The sequence below is a fragment of the Bacteroidota bacterium genome (assembly GCA_016713765.1).
GTDB classification, from domain to species: Bacteria; Bacteroidota; Bacteroidia; order AKYH767-A; family 2013-40CM-41-45; genus Pollutiaquabacter; species Pollutiaquabacter aromativorans.
Map to the genome: position 1 here is coordinate 1,121,151 of JADJON010000001.1, position 18,091 is coordinate 1,139,241.

The 18,091-nt window shown below is 54.6% G+C and carries 17 protein-coding genes; 11 read left to right on the forward strand and 6 right to left on the reverse strand.

Translation table 11 applies throughout. From position 1 onward, the window contains the following. Positions 1-39 precede the first annotated feature (39 nt). Positions 40-1,881: a 2-oxoacid:acceptor oxidoreductase subunit alpha gene (locus IPJ96_04315; protein ID MBK7909573.1), complete on the forward strand. Its 1,842-nt coding sequence runs from the start codon at positions 40-42 to the stop codon at positions 1,879-1,881. 33 nt (positions 1,882-1,914) lie between these two features. Further along, on the forward strand, positions 1,915-2,955 hold the full coding sequence (locus tag IPJ96_04320; protein ID MBK7909574.1) for a 2-oxoacid:ferredoxin oxidoreductase subunit beta: 1,041 nt from the start codon (positions 1,915-1,917) through the stop codon (positions 2,953-2,955). Between the two features lie 68 nt (positions 2,956-3,023). On the opposite strand, the gene IPJ96_04325 is transcribed toward IPJ96_04320, so the two are convergent. The 3 genes from IPJ96_04325 to IPJ96_04335 form a co-directional block, all read right to left on the reverse strand. After that, on the reverse strand, positions 3,024-3,608 hold the full coding sequence (locus tag IPJ96_04325) for an omptin family outer membrane protease (GenBank protein MBK7909575.1): 585 nt from the start codon (positions 3,606-3,608) through the stop codon (positions 3,024-3,026). A 223-nt stretch (positions 3,609-3,831) separates the two neighbouring features. After that, positions 3,832-5,484 (reverse strand): NAD+ synthase, encoded by a 1,653-nt coding sequence (locus IPJ96_04330; protein ID MBK7909576.1) that lies wholly within the window; start codon positions 5,482-5,484, stop codon positions 3,832-3,834. Between the two features lie 66 nt (positions 5,485-5,550). Next, on the reverse strand, positions 5,551-6,249 hold the full coding sequence (locus IPJ96_04335; protein MBK7909577.1) for a PorT family protein: 699 nt from the start codon (positions 6,247-6,249) through the stop codon (positions 5,551-5,553). 22 nt (positions 6,250-6,271) lie between these two features. Between IPJ96_04335 and IPJ96_04340 the strand changes: the two genes are divergently transcribed. Then, positions 6,272-7,318: a hypothetical protein gene (locus IPJ96_04340; protein MBK7909578.1), complete on the forward strand. Its 1,047-nt coding sequence runs from the start codon at positions 6,272-6,274 to the stop codon at positions 7,316-7,318. A 26-nt stretch (positions 7,319-7,344) separates the two neighbouring features. Next, positions 7,345-7,686: a gliding motility protein GldC gene (gene gldC / locus IPJ96_04345; protein MBK7909579.1), complete on the forward strand. Its 342-nt coding sequence runs from the start codon at positions 7,345-7,347 to the stop codon at positions 7,684-7,686. Here gldC and IPJ96_04350 read toward each other — a convergent pair whose 3' ends face one another. The 3 genes from IPJ96_04350 to IPJ96_04360 are packed head-to-tail and all read right to left on the reverse strand — an operon-like array spanning position 7,687 to position 9,904. Beyond that, complete coding sequence (locus tag IPJ96_04350) at positions 7,687-8,310, reverse strand: YihA family ribosome biogenesis GTP-binding protein (protein ID MBK7909580.1); 624 nt, start codon at positions 8,308-8,310, stop codon at positions 7,687-7,689. Then, entirely contained in the window at positions 8,310-9,122 is an 813-nt protein-coding gene (locus tag IPJ96_04355; GenBank protein MBK7909581.1) for a hypothetical protein, read from the reverse strand. Before IPJ96_04355 ends, IPJ96_04350 begins: the two co-directional genes overlap by 1 nt. A gap of 20 nt (positions 9,123-9,142) precedes the next feature. Further along, entirely contained in the window at positions 9,143-9,904 is a 762-nt protein-coding gene (locus IPJ96_04360) for an alpha/beta hydrolase (GenBank protein MBK7909582.1), read from the reverse strand. A 174-nt stretch (positions 9,905-10,078) separates the two neighbouring features. Here IPJ96_04360 and mraZ point away from each other — a divergent pair, with 174 nt between their 5' ends. From mraZ to murD, 7 genes are read left to right on the forward strand one after another with little or no spacing between them, the layout of a single operon-like run. Beyond that, positions 10,079-10,552, forward strand: coding sequence for a division/cell wall cluster transcriptional repressor MraZ (mraZ, locus tag IPJ96_04365; protein MBK7909583.1), 474 nt, complete (start codon positions 10,079-10,081; stop codon positions 10,550-10,552). Next, positions 10,530-11,453, forward strand: coding sequence for a 16S rRNA (cytosine(1402)-N(4))-methyltransferase RsmH (gene rsmH / locus IPJ96_04370; protein ID MBK7909584.1), 924 nt, complete (start codon positions 10,530-10,532; stop codon positions 11,451-11,453). The genes mraZ and rsmH overlap by 23 nt, the downstream gene beginning before the upstream one ends. Then, positions 11,446-11,859, forward strand: a complete 414-nt coding sequence (locus IPJ96_04375; protein ID MBK7909585.1) for a hypothetical protein — start codon at positions 11,446-11,448, stop codon at positions 11,857-11,859. The genes rsmH and IPJ96_04375 overlap by 8 nt, the downstream gene beginning before the upstream one ends. A 14-nt stretch (positions 11,860-11,873) precedes the next feature. Then, on the forward strand, positions 11,874-13,985 hold the full coding sequence (locus IPJ96_04380; protein MBK7909586.1) for a transpeptidase family protein: 2,112 nt from the start codon (positions 11,874-11,876) through the stop codon (positions 13,983-13,985). Beyond that, complete coding sequence (locus tag IPJ96_04385) at positions 13,985-15,445, forward strand: UDP-N-acetylmuramoyl-L-alanyl-D-glutamate--2,6-diaminopimelate ligase (GenBank protein ID MBK7909587.1); 1,461 nt, start codon at positions 13,985-13,987, stop codon at positions 15,443-15,445. The genes IPJ96_04380 and IPJ96_04385 overlap by 1 nt, the downstream gene beginning before the upstream one ends. A gap of 2 nt (positions 15,446-15,447) precedes the next feature. After that, positions 15,448-16,707: a phospho-N-acetylmuramoyl-pentapeptide-transferase gene (locus IPJ96_04390; protein ID MBK7909588.1), complete on the forward strand. Its 1,260-nt coding sequence runs from the start codon at positions 15,448-15,450 to the stop codon at positions 16,705-16,707. 8 nt (positions 16,708-16,715) lie between these two features. After that, positions 16,716-18,089, forward strand: a complete 1,374-nt coding sequence (gene murD, locus IPJ96_04395; protein MBK7909589.1) for a UDP-N-acetylmuramoyl-L-alanine--D-glutamate ligase — start codon at positions 16,716-16,718, stop codon at positions 18,087-18,089. Positions 18,090-18,091: the final 2 nt, after the last annotated feature.

Genomic DNA, 18,091 nt, shown 5'->3' on the forward strand with positions numbered 1-18,091 from the left:
TATATTTGTATGAATTCAACTACTTCTCCCCAACCATCTATGGAACGTCAGAATGAAGTGCTGGAGAACGTCATCATCAAGTTTGCCGGAGACTCCGGTGACGGGATGCAGTTGACGGGTACCCAGTTCACCAATACCGCGGCGCTGTTCGGGAACGACCTGAGCACCTTCCCCGACTTCCCGGCAGAGATCCGTGCCCCTCAGGGTACGCTTGCCGGAGTTTCAGGATTCCAGTTACACTTCGGCAGTGTCGAGATCTTCACGCCGGGTGATTATTGCGACGTACTGGTTGCGATGAACGCGGCCGCGTTGAAAGCCAACCTGCGCTTCCTGCGCAAGAGCGGAACCATCATCGTGAATACGGACGGTTTTGATCCGAAGAATCTGCGTCTTGCCGGATACGACGACAAGAATCCGCTGGAAGACGGTACGGTGGATTCTTTCCGTGTGATCAAGCTGGATGTAACGAAGATGACGCGTACGGCGCTCGAAGGAAGCGGACTGGGCGTGAAGGAGATCGACCGAGCGAAGAACATGTTCGTGTTGGGCTTCCTGTACTGGATGTACAACCGGAACATGGAGCATACGCTGAAGTTCATCGAAGACAAGTTTTCGAAGAAGCCTGAGATCCGCGACGCGAACGTGAAAGTGTTGAAGGCCGGCTACAACTTCGGAGAGACGCGGGAAGAGTTCACCACCCGCTACACGATTAATCCGGCCAAGATCGCTTCCGGCACCTACCGGAACATCATGGGTAACCAGGCTGTCGCGATCGGATTGATCGCGGCTGCGGAGAAGAGCGGTTTGCCCTTGTTCCTGGGTTCTTATCCGATCACCCCTGCTTCGGATATTCTGCACGAACTATCCCGGCACAAGAATTATAACGTAAAGACTTTCCAGGCGGAAGACGAGATCGCAGCCATTGCGTCGGCGATCGGCGCCAGCTTCGGCGGAGCCTTGTCGGTGACGACTTCCTCCGGGCCCGGTATCGCGCTCAAGACCGAAGCCATGGGACTTGCGCTCATGCTCGAGTTGCCCCTGGTGATCGTGAACGTACAACGCGGAGGTCCTTCGACGGGCCTCCCGACGAAGACCGAGCAGAGTGACCTCTTGCAGGCGGTTTACGGACGGAACGGTGAGAGTCCGATTCCGGTCATCGCCGCTGCGACGCCATCCGATTGCTTCGACATGGCGTATGAGGCTTGCCGGATCGCCGTGCAACACATGACGCCGGTGATCCTGTTGACCGACGGATACATCGCCAACGGCGCCGAGCCCTGGAAATTCCCGAAGGCGGCAGACCTTCCTGCCATTCCGGTGAAGTTTGCTACGGAGAAAAACAACGGAGACAAATTCCTCCCCTACAAGCGCGACGAGCGGCTTGCACGCCCCTGGGCAATTCCCGGAACCAAGGGACTCGAGCACCGCATCGGCGGTCTCGAGAAACAGCACGAAACCGGTAACATCAGTTACGACGCAGCCAACCATGAATTCATGGTCCGTATGCGCGAAGCGAAAGTGGAAAAGATCGCCGACTATATTCCGGAGATCAAACCCGAGATCGGTAACGCCAAGGGTAAGCTCTTGATGCTCGGTTGGGGCTCCACCTACGGCGCCATCAAGAGCGCGGTGCTCCAGGCGCGTGAGAAGGGGCTGGACGTATCCTATGCCCACCTCCGTCATATCCGTCCGTTCCCGAAGAACCTGGGCGAATTGCTGTATGCGTTTGACCAGGTGATCATCCCGGAGATGAATACGGGTCAGCTCATCAAGATGATCCGCGACAAGTACCTGGTGCCGGCTGTCGGATTCAACAAGATCCAGGGTATGCCGTTCACCGCGGAAGAGATTCTCAAGAAGATCGAGGAGACCCTCAAGTAATCACCGGTTGATCATAAAAAGGAAATCATCATCATGGAGAATAATAACCCCACCATAGAAAAATATACGTCGAAAGAACTCGTCACCGACCAGGAAGTCCGTTGGTGTCCCGGTTGCGGCGACTACTCGATCCTGAAGCAGGCGCAGTCGGTTATTCCCGACCTTGGGATCCCGCGCGAGAACATCGTGTTCGTTTCCGGCATCGGCTGTTCGTCCCGTTTCCCTTACTACATGGAAACGTACGGCATGCACTCCATTCACGGTCGCGCGACGGCGATCGCCAGTGGCCTGAAAGCGGCCCGTCCGGAGCTCAGCATCTGGATCGTTACCGGCGACGGCGACGGTCTTTCGATCGGCGGTAACCATACGATCCACCTGTTGCGCCGCAACTTCAATGTAAACGTTCTGCTCTTCAACAACGAGATCTACGGTCTGACCAAGGGCCAGTATTCTCCGACCTCGGAGGAAGGCAAGATCACCAAGTCCACGCCGATGGGTTCGGTTGACCATCCGTTCAACCCGATCGCATTGTGCATGGGTGCCGATGCGACCTTTGTGGCGCGCTCGATGGACCGTGATCCCAAGCACCTTCAATCGGTGCTGCGGCAGGCGAACGAGCACAAGGGTGCTTCGTTCGTGGAGATCTATCAGAATTGCAACGTATTCAACGACGGAGCATTCGAAGTGTTCACGGAAAAGGCCAGCAAGAAGAAGGAGACGCTCTTCATGGAGAGTGGCAAGCCATTGGTCTTCGGGGAGAACAACGAATTGGGTATCAAGTTGGATGGATTTACGCCGGTCGTCGTGAACCTGGCGGAAGGAAATTCGGTCAACGATTGCTGGATCCACGACGAGCGGGATCGGGTGAAAGCCGGTATACTTTCCCGCTTCTTTGACAACCCGAGAACGATGTCTGAAAAGCACTTGCCGCGTCCGTTCGGCGTCTTCTATGTCGAAGATCGCCCCTGCTACGAGGATAAGATGATCGAACAGATCGACACCATGCTCAGCAAGCGTGGTGCAGGTGACCTTGACGCGCTGCTGCGCGGAAAAGAAACCTGGACCGTCAACTGAACAGGATCTATCCAAGAAAAGAAACGGCCACGCACTGCGTGGCCGTTTCTTTTTTTAGTAATCTATCCTTATAGCTTGTAAGCCATGCCGACGGTCAGGAAGGAAACGCCCCAGCCTAATTCTGCGAAGGCGGACCAGTTGGAATCAAAGTAATAGCGTGAACCGAGGTAAAGGGTCAGCGAAAGGGTGCTGGAGTATGTGCCACCGTAATCATATTCCACATTCGGGAGGTTGTCGCTGTAGGAGTAATCCAGGATGTCGTAGGAGAGCATGAGGCCACCATAGGGGTCCAGGTTTTTTACTTCAAAGCCGTGGTAGTGATAAGCGCTGCGCAAGCCGAGGATGATATAGCGCCAGTGCTGGTCATAGCGCCAGCTACCGCCATTGTAGGGGAACGTTCCGGAATTCTTGAATCCTTTGTACCCGAGGTAACCACCGATCGATACCGTTCCGGGACCGCCGACCTCCCACTGGCCGTGTTCGAACTGTACACTGAGGCCGGGTGTGCGCGAATTGGACGAAAAGCTACCCAGCGCACTGCCAAGGCCGACCCCGAACGAGACCACGTTATCGCCTTCGCGGAAGTCGGATTGAGCGCGTAGGTTAATGGAAAGAAAAAGAAGAGTCAGGGATAGCAACAGTTTGTTTAACATAGGTGAGATTTTCATCAAAGGTAATTCGCTTATACCAAGGATTCGTTTGGCACTTAGCGAAGAGTTGAACAGGGGGGAGTGAATTGTTCGGTTTTAAAATATCCTGAGTCCGATGGTCAACTTAAGCCAATATCGAACCTTGCTTTAAAGAATGGAAAATTGAGATTGACAGTAAGGCCGGAAGCGAAAGTTCGTAGCGAAAAGTCGGACACGCGTCTTTCCGTTATGACAAGTACTTACCGACGATCGGCAGTCGTCTTCCCATGCCAAAAGCTTTCGGGGAGACCCGTAGAATGGGTGGTGTCTGGTAGCGTTTGTATTCGTTGGTGTTGACCAGCTTGAGGATGCGGGCTACCAGGGCGGGATCGTTCCCCATCTCAACCAAAGCTGAGGGACTCATTCGCTTTTCGATGTATTGGAAGAGAATGGGATCGAGGATGTCGTATTCGGGAAGCGAGTCGCTGTCTTTCTGGTTGGGCCGTAATTCTGCGGAAGGAGGCTTGTTGATGATTGCTTCCGGAATGCGTACTTGATCGCGGTTGAGGAAACGGGCAAGCTTGAAGACATCCGTTTTATAGACGTCGCCGATGACCGATATTCCGCCGCACAGATCTCCGTAAAGTGTTCCGTATCCCACCGCAATCTCACTCTTGTTGGAGGTATTCAACAGGATCGAGCCGAACTTGTTGGATTGGGCCATGAGTAATCCGCCTCGTATGCGCGCCTGGATGTTTTCTTCCGCGACATTGAACGGTAATCCGGAAAAGGCCGGTTGGAGTGCGGCCAGATAAGCATCAAAGATCGATTGGATGGGAATCGTTTCGTGGTTCACGCCGTTAGCCCGGATCAATTCGAGGGAATCGGTGACCGATCCTTCTGATGAGAATCCGGAAGGCATCAGCAGTACTTTCACGTTTTCGGGACCAAGGGCATCGGCTGCAAGGCAGGTCACGACAGCGGAATCAATGCCGCCCGAAAGTCCCAGCGTAGCAGTTCGAAAACCTTGTTTCCTGAAATAATCGCGTATACCCAGTACCAGGGCCCGGTAGATGCGTTCGATCTTCTCCTTCGGGGCTGACCGTGTTATGTCGGTTGCTTTAGTTGCCGTGAGTTGCCCATCGTTTTCAAGTGAAACCAACAGCAGGTCTTCTTCGAAGTAGGCTGCTTCCGAAACGATGGTTCCTGTCCGATCCATTGCCAGCGAGCCGCCGTCGAAGATGATCTCCGTCTGTGCGCCGACGTGATTGACATACACCAACGGAATTCCATACTGCTTCACATTGCGCAACAGGATCGCCTTTCGCTGTTCGGCATGATCGTAGGAAAACGGTGAAGCGGCGATGTTGACCATCAGGTCGGGCTTTTCCCTGATCAGCGCATCCATGGGGCAGGAGACATACATCGGGTCGTCTTCCACGTTCCACAGGTCCTCACAAATCGTGAGCGCGATCTTTTTACCCGCAACAGTCACGGTTTGGAATTCCCGGGCCGGTTCGAAGTAGCGGTATTCATCAAAGATGTCATAGGTCGGCAATAGGGCTTTGTGCACAGTGGCCGTGACCTTGCCATCCTGGATCACCCAGGCGCTGTTGAAGAGGTTTTTTCCTTCCGCCTTCGGATTAACGGTGGGCAGTCCGATGATCGCGGCAAGGTCGGTGCAGTCACCGACGAGTTGCATCGCGGCTGCATGTCCGCGTTCGATGAAGTCGCGGAACTCTAAAAAGTCACGCGGCGGATAGCCGCAGATCGCCAGTTCCGGGAAGACTACGAGATCGGCACCGGCGGCTTTGGCACGTTCCAGGTACTCGCGCATGCGGGCGACATTTTTTTCAAAGTCGCCGATGACGACATCCAGTTGGGCCAGGGCAATCCGCAGGGGCATAAAAAACGCCTCTCCCGATAACGGAAGAGGCGGTAAAGGTAGGGACTTTCCCGGGTATCCTCAGAACAGCACGCCGAGGTTCAGGCCGAGGAAGTTGGAGACGTATTTGGCGTCCTTTGAATCTGACACGTCGGTGAAGCCGTTATTGAAGACGATTCCGCCGAAGAAATTGGTAGTGCCACTCAGGTTGTATTCCACACCTGCGCCGATCACCATGCTGAGGTTGATGTTGTTGATGTCGTCCTTGACATCCTGGTCTTCGAATTCGGCAGTCGAATTGGCCTGATAGCCCGTCGAACGGATTTGGGTGGTTGACTTGCCATCAGCCCTGGCGCGAAGGCTGAAGCCCGGAGCGACACCTACCTGCAGGTAGTAACGCAGGTGGCCGATTTCATTCGTCTTTAGTTTCAGGGTAAGGGGAAGTTCGATGTATTGAAGCTTCAGGGTGGATTCGGACACAATAGTGGTCGTGGTGTCGTTCAGGACCGTACTGGTTTCACCTTTCAGCTTACCGCCCCGATAGGCGATGTCGATACCGGTGGCGAATGCATAGTTTTCGGCGATCCGGAACTCGGTTATCAGGCCATAGGAGAATCGGGTTACAGACCCGTCGGATTCGATGCCTTTCGTGTCGCTCTTGAGCCAGGCCATATTGGGGCAGATCTTCATGCCGAAGTGAAATGTCGGATCCGAGGATTGTGCCTGCACAGTGAGGATCGGGAAGAGGAGAAGAAACGTGAAACGGAATATCTTTTTCATCTTTGCGTTGTTATTCGTCACAATGTTAGGTAAAAAAACCGCTTCCCGGCCCCTCCCGCTGCTGCTCGTTTTCTACATCCTGCTGTGGATCGGCGGTTGTCGGTCCGATCGCCGGGAGCGTATCGACGTGAGTACGATTCCCCTGGATATCCGGGTCATGCGATTCGAAGCGGATATGTTCTCCATCGATACTTCAAGCCTGGAGGTGGGGCTCGACTCCTTGCGGATGCGGTATGGTAGTCTTTTCGATCTGTTCGCCTACCAGATCACCCGACTGGGTGGACCAGATCCCGAAGTGACCGCAGCGCGGTTCCGGGAGTTCGTTTCTGATACCAATTTCCGACGGTTGGAGCGGGATTGCCGTTCTGCTTTTCCGGAGCTGGATCCCTTGAATGCCGGACTCACGGACGCATTCAGGCACTACCGTTATTATCTGCCGGATGCCGCGGTGCCACAGGTAGCGACACTGGTTTCCGGATTCTCGTACCCCATCGTTTGCGATTCCTCCTGGCTTGGGATTTCGCTGGACTTGTATCTGGGGCCCGACTATCCCTTGTATAATACGTTACAGCCTCCGCTGCCCAATTATCTGCGTCGCAAAATGCGTCCGGAGTACATGGTGCCGGATGCGATGAAAGGCTGGTTGATGAGTGATTACGGGATCGACGAGTCCAATGCAAAACTGATCGAAAGGATGGTATCGCAAGGCCGCATACAGTACGCGTTGCATGCTCTATTGCCGGAAACGCCCGACAGTTTGCTAAGTGGTTACTCAGGTGCGCAACTGGAATGGTGCGGCAACAATGAACAACAGGTCTGGAGTTTCTTCATTGACCAGAAATTGTTGTTCAGTGCTGACCCGAATGTGCTGTTGAAATATGCCGGAGAAGGTCCGAGTACAGGCGGTTTCCCTAAGGAGTCGCCCGGTAACATAGCGTTGTATATCGGATGGCGCATCGTCGAATCTTACATGGAGCGTCATCCTGACGTGAGCATCAGACAACTGCTGGAAGAAAAAGACCTCAACCGGGTATACCAGGAGTCGGGCTATAAGCCGCATAAACCCTGAAAGGGCAACCCTGCAATCAAACAAACATGAAAAAATCCGCGATACACTTCGATATTACCGTTGATAACGACTTCATCCCGCATACCATTGAATGGCAGGCAACCGACAGCGGCGTAGAAGGGAAGAAAAATTGTCACGCCACTTTGCTGTCGCTTTGGGACCCTGCCGAGAAAGCCACACTACGCATTGACCTTTGGACGAAGGACATGCTGGTGGATGACATGAAGCGGTTCTTTTATGAAAACTTTGCAACGATGGCCGACACCTATATGCGTGCCACGAACGATGCCGAGTTGTCGAAGATGATCCGTGATTTCGCGAAGGAGTTCGGAGATAAGGCCGGACTTTTTGCAAAGCCCAAATCCTGATCAGGGTTTGCGTGACGGCTTGAAATCCGCGGCGACGGAGAGGATGTAATCCAGGATCTCTTCCCGACCGTTCCGCATTTGAGCGGAGGTGATAAATAGCATCGGGAGTTCTTCCCAGGTTGTCCGCAGCGTCCTTTTGTAGGATTCAACGGAACGGATGACCTGTTGTTTGGAGAGTTTGTCAGCTTTGGTAAAGACAATGCAGAACGGTACTCCCTGTTCGCCCAGCCAGTTGATGAATTCCACATCGATCTTCTGAGGTTCGTGCCGGACGTCGACCAAGACGAAGACCGTCATCAGGTTTTCGCGTTTAAGCAGGTAATCGCGGATCATCTTATCCCATCCCGCTTTCGTGGATTGCGATGTGCGCGCGTAACCGTACCCCGGGAGGTCGACCAGGTACCAGGCGTTGTTGACCAGGAAGTGGTTGATGAGCTGCGTTTTTCCCGGTGTAGCAGAGGTCTTGGCCAGGCCTTTACGCACCGTCAGCATGTTGATCAGGGAAGATTTACCAACATTGGAACGGCCAATGAATGCGAACTCGGGCCGGTCCGCAGCCGGGCATTTCGCAACGGAAGTGTTGCTTACAATAAATTCCGCATCGCGGATCGTATAGCCGGCCATCAGTCGAATTTCAAGGTTACGCCCGCCTTGATGTTGATCATGTCGGTTCGGGACTCGTAAGGTGTTGCATTCACATCAAGCTCGTTCGCGGAGATGTTATTGGGATCGGTCGGCGTGGTGGTGAGGTTGATGTCCCAGCTTTCGGCTTGTTTGCCGGAGTAGTATTGGGCCTCACCGCCGAAGATATAAGCGCAGCGGACGTGGATGGCGAGTGTGGGTTTCAGTTCGTATTGCAATCCCAATGCGCAGCCGTAGTTCATGGTCCAGTCGTCGAGGTTGGTGTCGCGCGTGATCAGCCCGTCCTCCGCACTCGACAACTGCCGACGGGATGATTCGTCGTAGATGCTGGTCCCGGTCCGGAAGTAGGTGAAGCCGAAGATCGCGTCGACGAACGGAACCACTTTTTTCGTGGGAGCGATGAAACGCAGGAGCACTTGCGGGTCGACGATCGAACTGGCCGTTTCAACCCGGAGGGGTATTTCCAAGGTGCTGATGACCGTGTTTCCCGATTTCACTTCGGCATACAGTGTTTGCCGTTGGGTATGCATGGCGTAGGCCATGTAGCCCACATCGAACCCGAGTGCCACTGGAATACGGTGGCTGGGCTGCCAGGCGAACATGCCGTCGATACCGATACCGATGGAATTCAGGTTGTCCCGGAATTCAGCTTGTGGGAGTCCGAACGCAAGGCTGAAGCCGGCATAGAACCGGTGGTCCTTGTTTTTTTTGGCGGGAGGAGCAGGGGGTGTCGTCTGCGCACAGAGTTGCAGACAAAATAGCCCGGCCGGCAGGAGCAGTATCAGGCGGCGCATCGTGAGCGGGATTGTTGGGGTCAGAAACCTCGGCGCTTCAGCCAGTCATCGAGGATACGGTTGAAATCAACGGGCTGCTCCATCATCGGGGCATGTCCGCATTGGTCGATCCAATGCAGTTCGCTGTCGGGGAGCAGCCGTTTGAATTCTTCGGCGACTTCGGGCGGTGTGATGTTGTCCTGTTTTCCCCAAATGAGGCAGGTCGGCAGTCGCATGGCGCTGATGTCTTCGCTCATGTTATGCCGGATAGCGGACTTTGCCAGCGAGAGGATGCGAACCAGCTTGCCTTTGTCGTTGACGATGCTGAACACTTCGTCGACCAGTTCCTTGGTGGCGGTATTCGGGTCGTAGAAGGTATATTCGACTTTCGCTTTTATGAAGTTGTAGTCTTCGCGCTTCGGGAAACTGCCACCCATGGCGTTTTCGTAGAGGCCGGAGCTTCCGGTCAGCACCATGGCTTTCACCAGTTCCGCGTGGCGCTTCACAAAGACCAGTGTAACGTGTCCGCCGAGCGAGTTGCCGATCAGGATCACGTCTTTGAGCTGTTTGTGGACGAGGAAGTCGTGTACGAATTCGGCCAGTGCTTTCACATTGGTATTGAGCACCGGGAGCGTATAGATCGGCATTAAGGGAATGATGACGCGGTAGCGCTGGGAGAAGTGTCCCACCACGTCAACCCAGTTGCTGAGTGCGCCGAACAGGCCGTGCAAGAGGACAAGCGGTTTGCCTTGTCCTTCTTCGATGTACTGGAAATCGCCGTCGCGTTTGATCTCGTACTGCATATCCCAAATGTAAGACAATTACCGCAGGGGTGTTGCCTCCACGCGGTTCCTGCGAAGGAACGTCGCGTCCGTGGCGGTCTTTCAACCGGGTGGGAGAATTTTTCAACAAAGTGGTAAAAAATGGTAGGAAGTGGGAAAAATTGGATTACATTAGCGCAACGAAAAACGCGGCGCATGGCGGGGTTCATCGGGGAATTCCCATGTACAGTAGATGATAAAGGGCGATTTCTGTTGCCGGCCGGCTTGAAGAAGCAGGTTCCGGCCAAAGAGCAGAAGCGCTTTGTGATTCATCGAGGCTTTGAGAAACACCTGGTGATGTACACCCGCAAAGAGTGGGATCGCATCGTCGCCGAGGTGAACGATCTCAGTCTGTTCGTGCGCAAGCACCGGGAGTTGGCCCGTCAGTTTCACCGCGGTGCGACGGAGTTGGAAGTGGACGGTACGAGCCGTTTGCTGTTGCCGAAGGGGTTGACGGAATATGCGGGCATACGGAAGGACATCGTCCTGTTCGCGTATGGCAACCGGATTGAAGTGTGGTCGGAAGAGGAGTACAAGAAAATGCTGAAAGAAAGCGGTGATTACGGCCAGTTGGCGGAAGAGGTGCTGGGAAAACGGAAAGGCGGAGATGAGCGCGACCTCTTACCATGAGCCGGTACTGTTGAAGGAAAGCGTTGACGCGCTGGATATACTGGCGGACGGCATTTATGTCGACGCCACTTTGGGAGGAGGAGGCCATACGCGGGAGATCCTGCGCAGGCTTGGGGCGAAAGGGAAGTTGTTTGTTTTCGATCGTGATGAAGCGGCGGGTGCGAATCTGCCGGACGACCCGCGGGTCGTGTGGGTCCGGCACAATTACCGGTATGCCTGGCGGTTTCTCCGTTACTACGGAGCGCTACCGGTGAACGGATTGCTGGCCGATCTGGGAGTTTCTTCTCATCAGTTTGATTCGGGTGAGCGGGGATTTTCCATCCGTTTCGACGGGCCGCTGGACATGCGCATGGCGAACGCATCGGAGCTTACCGCTGCCGATGTCGTGAACCGGTATCCGGAAGACCGCTTACTCAAGGTGTTCTCGGATTATGGCGAGATCCAGAACGCGCGACAGTTGGTCAGGAAGATCCTGGCGGCACGCAACCTGCAGCCGTTGACGACAACCGGGCAATTGCGCGAGGTGGTGTTGACGGTAGCCGACCGGGCACGGGAGTCGCAATACCTGGCCCGTGTGTTTCAGGCCTTGCGCATTGAAGTGAACGACGAGCTCGCTTCGCTGCGTGACCTGCTGGAGCAGTCGCCTAAGCTCCTTGCTCCAAAAGGCCGACTGGTGTTCATCACGTACCACTCTCTTGAAGACCGGCTGGTGAAGCGTTTTATCGCGGACGGACAATTCGAAGGAGAAGTGGAGAAGGATGTTTACGGAAACATACCGCAAACGCCTTTTCGGGCGCTGACCCGGAAGCCGCTGGAACCTTCGGCGGAAGAATTGGAACGAAATCCCCGGGCGCGCAGTGCGCGACTCCGGATCGCAATACGAACTGATCAAAATGGCTGAGAACAAACTCAGAAAAAGTGCAGAAGTAGAGGATGAGCCGGAGGCCGGAGAGCGTAAACCGCGCACCCGAAAGTCGTCCCGGCGCTTTTTCAAGATGATGAACGTATTCGGCATGTTCGACCGCGACCAGGTCGTGCACGCGATGCCGTTCATTGGCTTTGTGACCTTGCTGACCATCGGATACATCGCGAACAGCTATTACGCTGAGCGGGTCGTTCGGGAAATCGGAAAGACGAAGAAGGATATCCGGGAGCTCAATGCCGAATACATCTCGACCAGTTCTGAATTGATGTACCGCAGCCGTCCTTCCGAAGTGGCGAAAGCCGTGGAGCATATGGGTCTTAAGGAACCGGTGGATCCTCCCGGAAAAATTGTGATCAATCAACAACCTTCAAAGAACGACTGATCGGGACGAGCCGTATGAGCAAGAAGCGCGACATTTTCTGGAGGATCAACCTCGCGTTCCTGTTGCTGATCGTATTCGGTCTGGTCATCATCGGGCAGATCGTACGGATCCAGTTCGTGGAAGGCGAACAATGGAAGGACCTCGCCCGTAGCCAGTCGCTCAAGTATCAGCAGATCGAGGCTTCCCGCGGCAATATCTATGGTAGCGACGGCAAGATGCTGGCCATGTCCACGCCGATCTACGATGTCCGCATGGACACACGTGCCGACGGTCTGACGCAGGAGCTGTTCGATGCCAAGATCGATTCGCTGGCCATGGGTTTGGCGGCCATTTTCGGTGACCGCTCCCGTGCCGATTACAAACAAGACCTCAAACGCGCACGCGCCGAAGGCGCCCGTTACTTTTTAATTCGGAGAAATGTCGGCTATCGTGACCTGCAACGGGTAAAGGCGCTCCCGATTTTTCGCATGGGTCGCAATAAAGGTGGATTGCTGGTGGAGCAGCGGAATGTCCGTGTGCTGCCGTACCTCGACCTTGCCGCACGGACGATTGGGACGCTTCGCAATGTGAAGCCGGTCGGCATCGAAGCAGCGTTTGATGATTACCTGAAGGGCGTCAGCGGGAAACGGTTGATGCAGCGCATCTCCAGCGGTGATTGGATGCCCGTAACGGACAAGGATGAAATCGAGCCGCACGACGGAAATGATGTTCACACTACGATCGACGTCAACATCCAGGATGTTGCGGAGAGTTCCTTGCGCCGCCACCTGGAACTCAACAAGGCTGATCACGGTTGTGCGGTACTGATGGAGGTGGCTACCGGGGAGATCCGGGCGATCGCCAACCTCTCGCGTACGGAAGGCGGTGATTATGTGGAAGACTTCAATTATGCCATCGCGGAAGCTGCCGAGCCCGGCTCCACCTTCAAACTGGCTTCCCTGTTGGTGGCATTTGAAGATCAGTTGGTCGACCTCCAGGATACGGTCGAAGTCGGCAATGGTGTTTATGTCTATTCCCGTAAGAACGGGACCATGCGTGATGCGCATGCGCCGCGCCGCAGCCGGATGAGTGTCCAGGAGATCTTCGAACATTCATCCAACGTCGGCGTTTCCCGGATCATCTTTTCCAACTATGCCAAGCGACCGCAGGAGTTTGTGAATCGCCTTCGAAGCTTCGGGCTGGGGGAAAAACTCGGCCTGCAGATCGACGGCGAAGGTGCTCCCTTCATCCGGAACGCGAATGAAAAAGGCTGGTCCGGCATTTCGTTGCCCTGGATGTCGATCGGGTACGAGTGCCTGATCACCCCCTTGCAGACACTAACCTTCTACAACGCGGTCGCTAACAATGGCCGAATGGTCAAGCCGCTGCTGGTGAAAGAGATTCGCCATCGCGGCCAATTGGTCAAATCCTTCGAAACGGAAGTGATGCGTGACTCGATCGCTTCAGCCGAGGCGCTTCAGAAAGCGCACATCATGCTCGAGGGCGTTGTCCAGAACGGAACGGGCGACGTGCTGAAGGATTCTCCCTATCGCATCGCGGGAAAAACCGGTACCGCCCAGATCGCGCACAGTCGCTTCGGGTATAACAAAGGGAATGCCCAATACCAGGCGTCTTTTGTCGGGTACTTCCCGGCAGACAAGCCCGCGTACAGTTGCATCGTGATCGTCAACGCCCCTTCGAATAGTCTTTACTATGGTGGCGCAGTCGCCGCGCCGATCTTCAAGGAGATCGCCGACAAGGTCTACAGTTCCCGGCTTGATCTGCACAATGGCGATGTGCCGGTTGATTCGAATGTATATACGCCTGTTCCTTATGTCAGGGCCGGTGCGCAAAAGGATACGCGGCAAGTATTGGCGGGATTGGGCGTAAGCTACCACGCGGCGTCTGAAGAGGCGGCGTGGGTCAGCGCAACAAGGGGGAAGGATGAGGTGGAGTTACAACCCCGTCGTGTGGCGCAGGGCGCCGTACCGAATGTGATCGGTATGGGTCTTAAGGATGCGTTGTATTTACTGGAGTCTTCCGGACTACTCGTTCGTGTGACTGGAAAAGGAAGTGTAACACGGCAATCCATTGGCGCGGGTACGCCTGTTCGGAAAGGTCAACAAATCGTCATTGAACTGGGTTGATGAAGCCGCTGAAGGACATACTCTACAAAGCCGGCATACTCGATGTCTTCGGTTCCACCGATACCGAGATCGTGGATGTCTGTTTCGATTCGCGAAAGGCGCGGAACGGATCGCTCTTTGTAGCAGTGCGCGGAACGCAGGCAGACGGGCATGGCTTTATCTCCAGTGTCGTGGAACAGGGTGCAGCCGCCATCGTTTGTGAAACACTTCCGGAGCAGCGTGTCGCCGGCGTAACCTATGTACGGGTGCAGGACAGTGCCCTGGCCTTGGGACAGATCGCGGCCAATTTCTTCGGCAATCCTTCTGAAAAACTGAAGCTGGTCGGCGTAACCGGAACGAACGGCAAGACCACCACCGTCACCTTGTTGTTTCAACTGTTTCGCCGTCTGGGCTATGGTGTCGGCTTGTTGTCGACTGTCCGCAACCAGATCAACGACCAGGTTATTCCGTCAACCCATACGACTCCCGACCCGATTCAGTTGAATGCGCTGCTATCCGCGATGGTCGACGAGGGTTGTACGCACGCGTTCATGGAAGTGAGTTCGCATGCGGTCGCGCAAAAACGCATCGCCGGGCTGCGTTTCGCGGGCGGTGTCTTCACCAATATCACACACGACCATCTCGATTATCATAAGACGTTCGAGGAGTACCTCAAAGCCAAGAAAGGCTTCTTCGACCAGCTTTCATCCGATGCATTCGCGCTTGTCAATGCCGATGACCGAAATGGTTCAGTGATGTTGCAGAATACGCGTGCACGGAAATTTACCTATGCGCTGCGGACGATGGCCGACTATAAAGCGCGGTTGATGGAGAATCAGTTTTCCGGACTGCTCCTGAACATCGACGGACAGGAGGTGCTGTGTCGCCTGGTCGGCAGTTTCAACGCCTACAACCTGACCGCTACCTACGCTGCAGCCGTACAACTCGGAGAAAGCAAAATGGAAGTCCTGACCGCCCTGAGTCTGCTGGCGCCGGTAGAAGGACGATTCGATTATGTCGCGTCACCGGCCAATGTGATCGGTGTAATCGACTATGCACACACGCCGGATGCGCTGCAGAATGTGCTCAGCACCATTCACGATGTCATGGCCGGACAAGGGCGCGTCATTACGATCGTCGGGTGTGGCGGTGATCGCGACGCAGCGAAGCGTCCGGTGATGGCGAGGATCGCCTGTGAGTTGAGCGACCAGGTCATCCTGACCAGCGATAATCCGAGGTCGGAGGATCCGGCCGAGATCATCCGGCAAATGGAACGCGGCATTCCACCGACCGACAGCCGCAAATCGCTCAGCATTGCCGATCGCAAAGAAGCTATTAAAACAGCGGTCACACTCGCGCGGTCTGGAGATATCATCCTGGTCGCGGGCAAGGGTCACGAAAAGTACCAGGAGATCAAGGGAGTGCGTCATCCGTTCGATGACAAGAAAGTAATCGAAGAGCTTTTTAAATCCGGAAACTGAACATGCTCTACTACCTGTTTGGCTATCTTGATCGCATGTTCGATCTCCCGGGGGCGGGTGTGTTTCAATACATCTCCTTCCGGGCTGCCCTTGCGGTAATCCTTTCGTTGATGATCTCCCTGGTATTCGGCAAGCGCATCATCCGGTTGTTGCATCGCAAGCAAGTAGGGGAAACCGTACGCGACCTTGGCCTGGACGGTCAAAAGGAAAAGCAGGGTACACCGACGATGGGTGGTTTGATCATTATCGCTGCTATCCTGATCCCGACCCTCCTCTTCGCTCGCCTGTTGAATGTCTATGTAATTCTGATGATCGTGACCACTGTTTGGCTGGGACTTATCGGATTCATAGATGATTACATCAAGGTTTTCAAGAAGGACAAGGAAGGCCTTGCCGGTCGGTTCAAAGTATTGGGACAGGTCGGACTCGGGCTCATTGTGGGTTTGACCTTGTACTTCAATCCGAATGTCGTCGTGAAGGAGCGCATCCGCGAGCAACAGCTGACCGTGGAGCATAAGACTTCGAATGTTATTGAAGATATCCGCCAAAGCGAAGCGGCACTGTATGCGAAGGATCCGGTCAAATCGACGAAGACCACCATTCCGTTCATCAAGAACCACGAATTCGATTATTCCGCATTGCTGAAGTGGACGGGGCCGGGCTACCGGAACCTCGCCTGGTTGATCTTCATTCCATTCGTGATCCTGATCATCACCGCAGTTTCCAATGGCGCCAACATTACGGACGGCATTGACGGACTGGCGACCGGCACCTCGGCTATCATCGGCGCAACTCTGGGCATTCTTGCTTACGTATCGGGTAACACCGTTTTCGCGAATTACCTGAACATCATGTACATCCCCTACACCGGGGAGTTGGTCGTCTTTGGTGCGGCGATGGTCGGTGCCTGTGTGGGATTCCTCTGGTACAATGCCTATCCGGCACAAGTCTTCATGGGCGACACGGGAAGCCTGGCGCTCGGCGGGATCATCGCCACGTTCGCGATTGCGATCCGGAAAGAACTGCTGATACCGATCCTCTGCGGCATTTTCCTGGTTGAGAACCTGTCGGTGGTCATGCAGGTAAGCTATTTCAAATACACGAAGAAGAAATATGGTGAAGGCCGACGGATTTTCCGGATGTCGCCTTTGCATCATCACTATCAGAAACTTGGTTATCACGAAGCAAAAATCGTTTCGCGCTTCTGGATCGTCGGGATCATGCTCGCGATCGTCACGATGGTAACACTCAAACTCCGCTGACCGTCATCATGTCGGAAATACACCCCAACTCGAACAACGCATCCGGTCGTAAGCGACTGGTGGTGCTGGGCGCCGCTGAAAGCGGTGTCGGTGCCGCCATTCTGGCTATCCGGAAGGGGTTGGATGTGTTTGTCTCCGACATGGGCGTGATCAAAGAGGAGTACCGCCGGATGCTGGAGCAGAATGAGATCCCTTTCGAATCCGGGCACCATACGGAATCACTGATTCTGAATGCGAACGAAGTGGTGAAAAGTCCCGGTATTCCTGACAAGGCGGAGCTCATCAAGAAATTGCATGCGGCGGGTATTCCGGTCATCAGCGAGATCGAATTCGCCGGTCGTTATACGCGTGCGAAGATCATCGGCATTACCGGCACCAACGGGAAGACGACCACCACCATGCTCATGTATCACATGTTGAAGAAGGCCGGTTTCAATGTGGGCCTCGGCGGAAATGTGGGCAAGAGCTTCGCGCTTCAGGTTGCGGAGAATGACTTCGACTATTACGTTCTGGAGTTGAGCAGCTTTCAGCTCGACGGCATCCGCGATTTCCGCTGCCACATCGCCATCCTGACCAATATCACACCGGATCACCTGGACCGCTACGAATACAAGCTGGAGAATTATGTCCGCTCCAAGTTCAGGATCACCATGAATCAGCATCCCGACGACTGTTTCATTTACTGTGCGGACGATCCGATTACCCGGGAATATATGGAGACGGTCGGCTTCCAGGCCCGGCTGCTTCCATTCTCCATCAAATCGACGGTGGAGCAGGGCGCCTTTCTTGAAAACGGAAACACACTAACCATACACATCAACCAAGACCACTTTTCTATGTTCATCCACGAGCTCGCCCTGCAAGGGAAACACAATCTCTACAACTCCATGGCCGCCGGCATCGCCGCCCGCGTATTGGAAATCCGAAAGGAAACCGTTCGCGAAAGCCTGTCGGATTTCCGGAACGTCGAACATCGTCTCGAACACGTTACCACCGTTCACGGTATCGAGTTCATCAACGATTCGAAAGCGACGAACATCAATTCCACCTGGTACGCCCTGGAGTCGATGACCAAACCGGTCGTCCTGATACTGGGCGGCGTGGACAAAGGCAACGATTACGAATCCCTGCTCGAACTTGTTCGCGAGAAAGTGAAGGGGATCGTTTGCCTTGGCAAAGAGAATAAGAAGATCGTCAAGACCTTCAAGGAAGTAGTTCCGGTAGTGGAAGCGCTTTCCGCTGACGAGGCTGTGCAAGCTTCCTATCGGATGGCCAAGAAAGGCGATGCGGTGCTGTTGTCGCCTGCCTGTGCCAGCTTCGATCTCTTCGAGAACTACGAGGACCGTGGCCGTCAGTTCAAGAAGGCCGTTCGCGCACTTTGATC

Coding starts and splice junctions, on each gene's coding strand:
- IPJ96_04315 (MBK7909573.1), top strand. CDS start 40: ATGGAACGTCAGAATGAAGTGCTGGAGAACGTCATCATCAAGTTTGCC.
- IPJ96_04320 (MBK7909574.1), top strand. CDS start 1,915: ATGGAGAATAATAACCCCACCATAGAAAAATATACGTCGAAAGAACTC.
- IPJ96_04325 (MBK7909575.1), bottom strand. CDS start 3,608: ATGTTAAACAAACTGTTGCTATCCCTGACTCTTCTTTTTCTTTCCATT.
- IPJ96_04335 (MBK7909577.1), bottom strand. CDS start 6,249: ATGAAAAAGATATTCCGTTTCACGTTTCTTCTCCTCTTCCCGATCCTC.
- IPJ96_04340 (MBK7909578.1), top strand. CDS start 6,272: ATGTTAGGTAAAAAAACCGCTTCCCGGCCCCTCCCGCTGCTGCTCGTT.
- gldC (MBK7909579.1), top strand. CDS start 7,345: ATGAAAAAATCCGCGATACACTTCGATATTACCGTTGATAACGACTTC.
- IPJ96_04350 (MBK7909580.1), bottom strand. CDS start 8,310: ATGGCCGGCTATACGATCCGCGATGCGGAATTTATTGTAAGCAACACT.
- IPJ96_04355 (MBK7909581.1), bottom strand. CDS start 9,122: ATGCGCCGCCTGATACTGCTCCTGCCGGCCGGGCTATTTTGTCTGCAA.
- IPJ96_04360 (MBK7909582.1), bottom strand. CDS start 9,904: ATGCAGTACGAGATCAAACGCGACGGCGATTTCCAGTACATCGAAGAA.
- mraZ (MBK7909583.1), top strand. CDS start 10,079: ATGGCGGGGTTCATCGGGGAATTCCCATGTACAGTAGATGATAAAGGG.
- rsmH (MBK7909584.1), top strand. CDS start 10,530: ATGAGCGCGACCTCTTACCATGAGCCGGTACTGTTGAAGGAAAGCGTT.
- IPJ96_04375 (MBK7909585.1), top strand. CDS start 11,446: ATGGCTGAGAACAAACTCAGAAAAAGTGCAGAAGTAGAGGATGAGCCG.
- IPJ96_04380 (MBK7909586.1), top strand. CDS start 11,874: ATGAGCAAGAAGCGCGACATTTTCTGGAGGATCAACCTCGCGTTCCTG.
- IPJ96_04385 (MBK7909587.1), top strand. CDS start 13,985: ATGAAGCCGCTGAAGGACATACTCTACAAAGCCGGCATACTCGATGTC.
- IPJ96_04390 (MBK7909588.1), top strand. CDS start 15,448: ATGCTCTACTACCTGTTTGGCTATCTTGATCGCATGTTCGATCTCCCG.
- murD (MBK7909589.1), top strand. CDS start 16,716: ATGTCGGAAATACACCCCAACTCGAACAACGCATCCGGTCGTAAGCGA.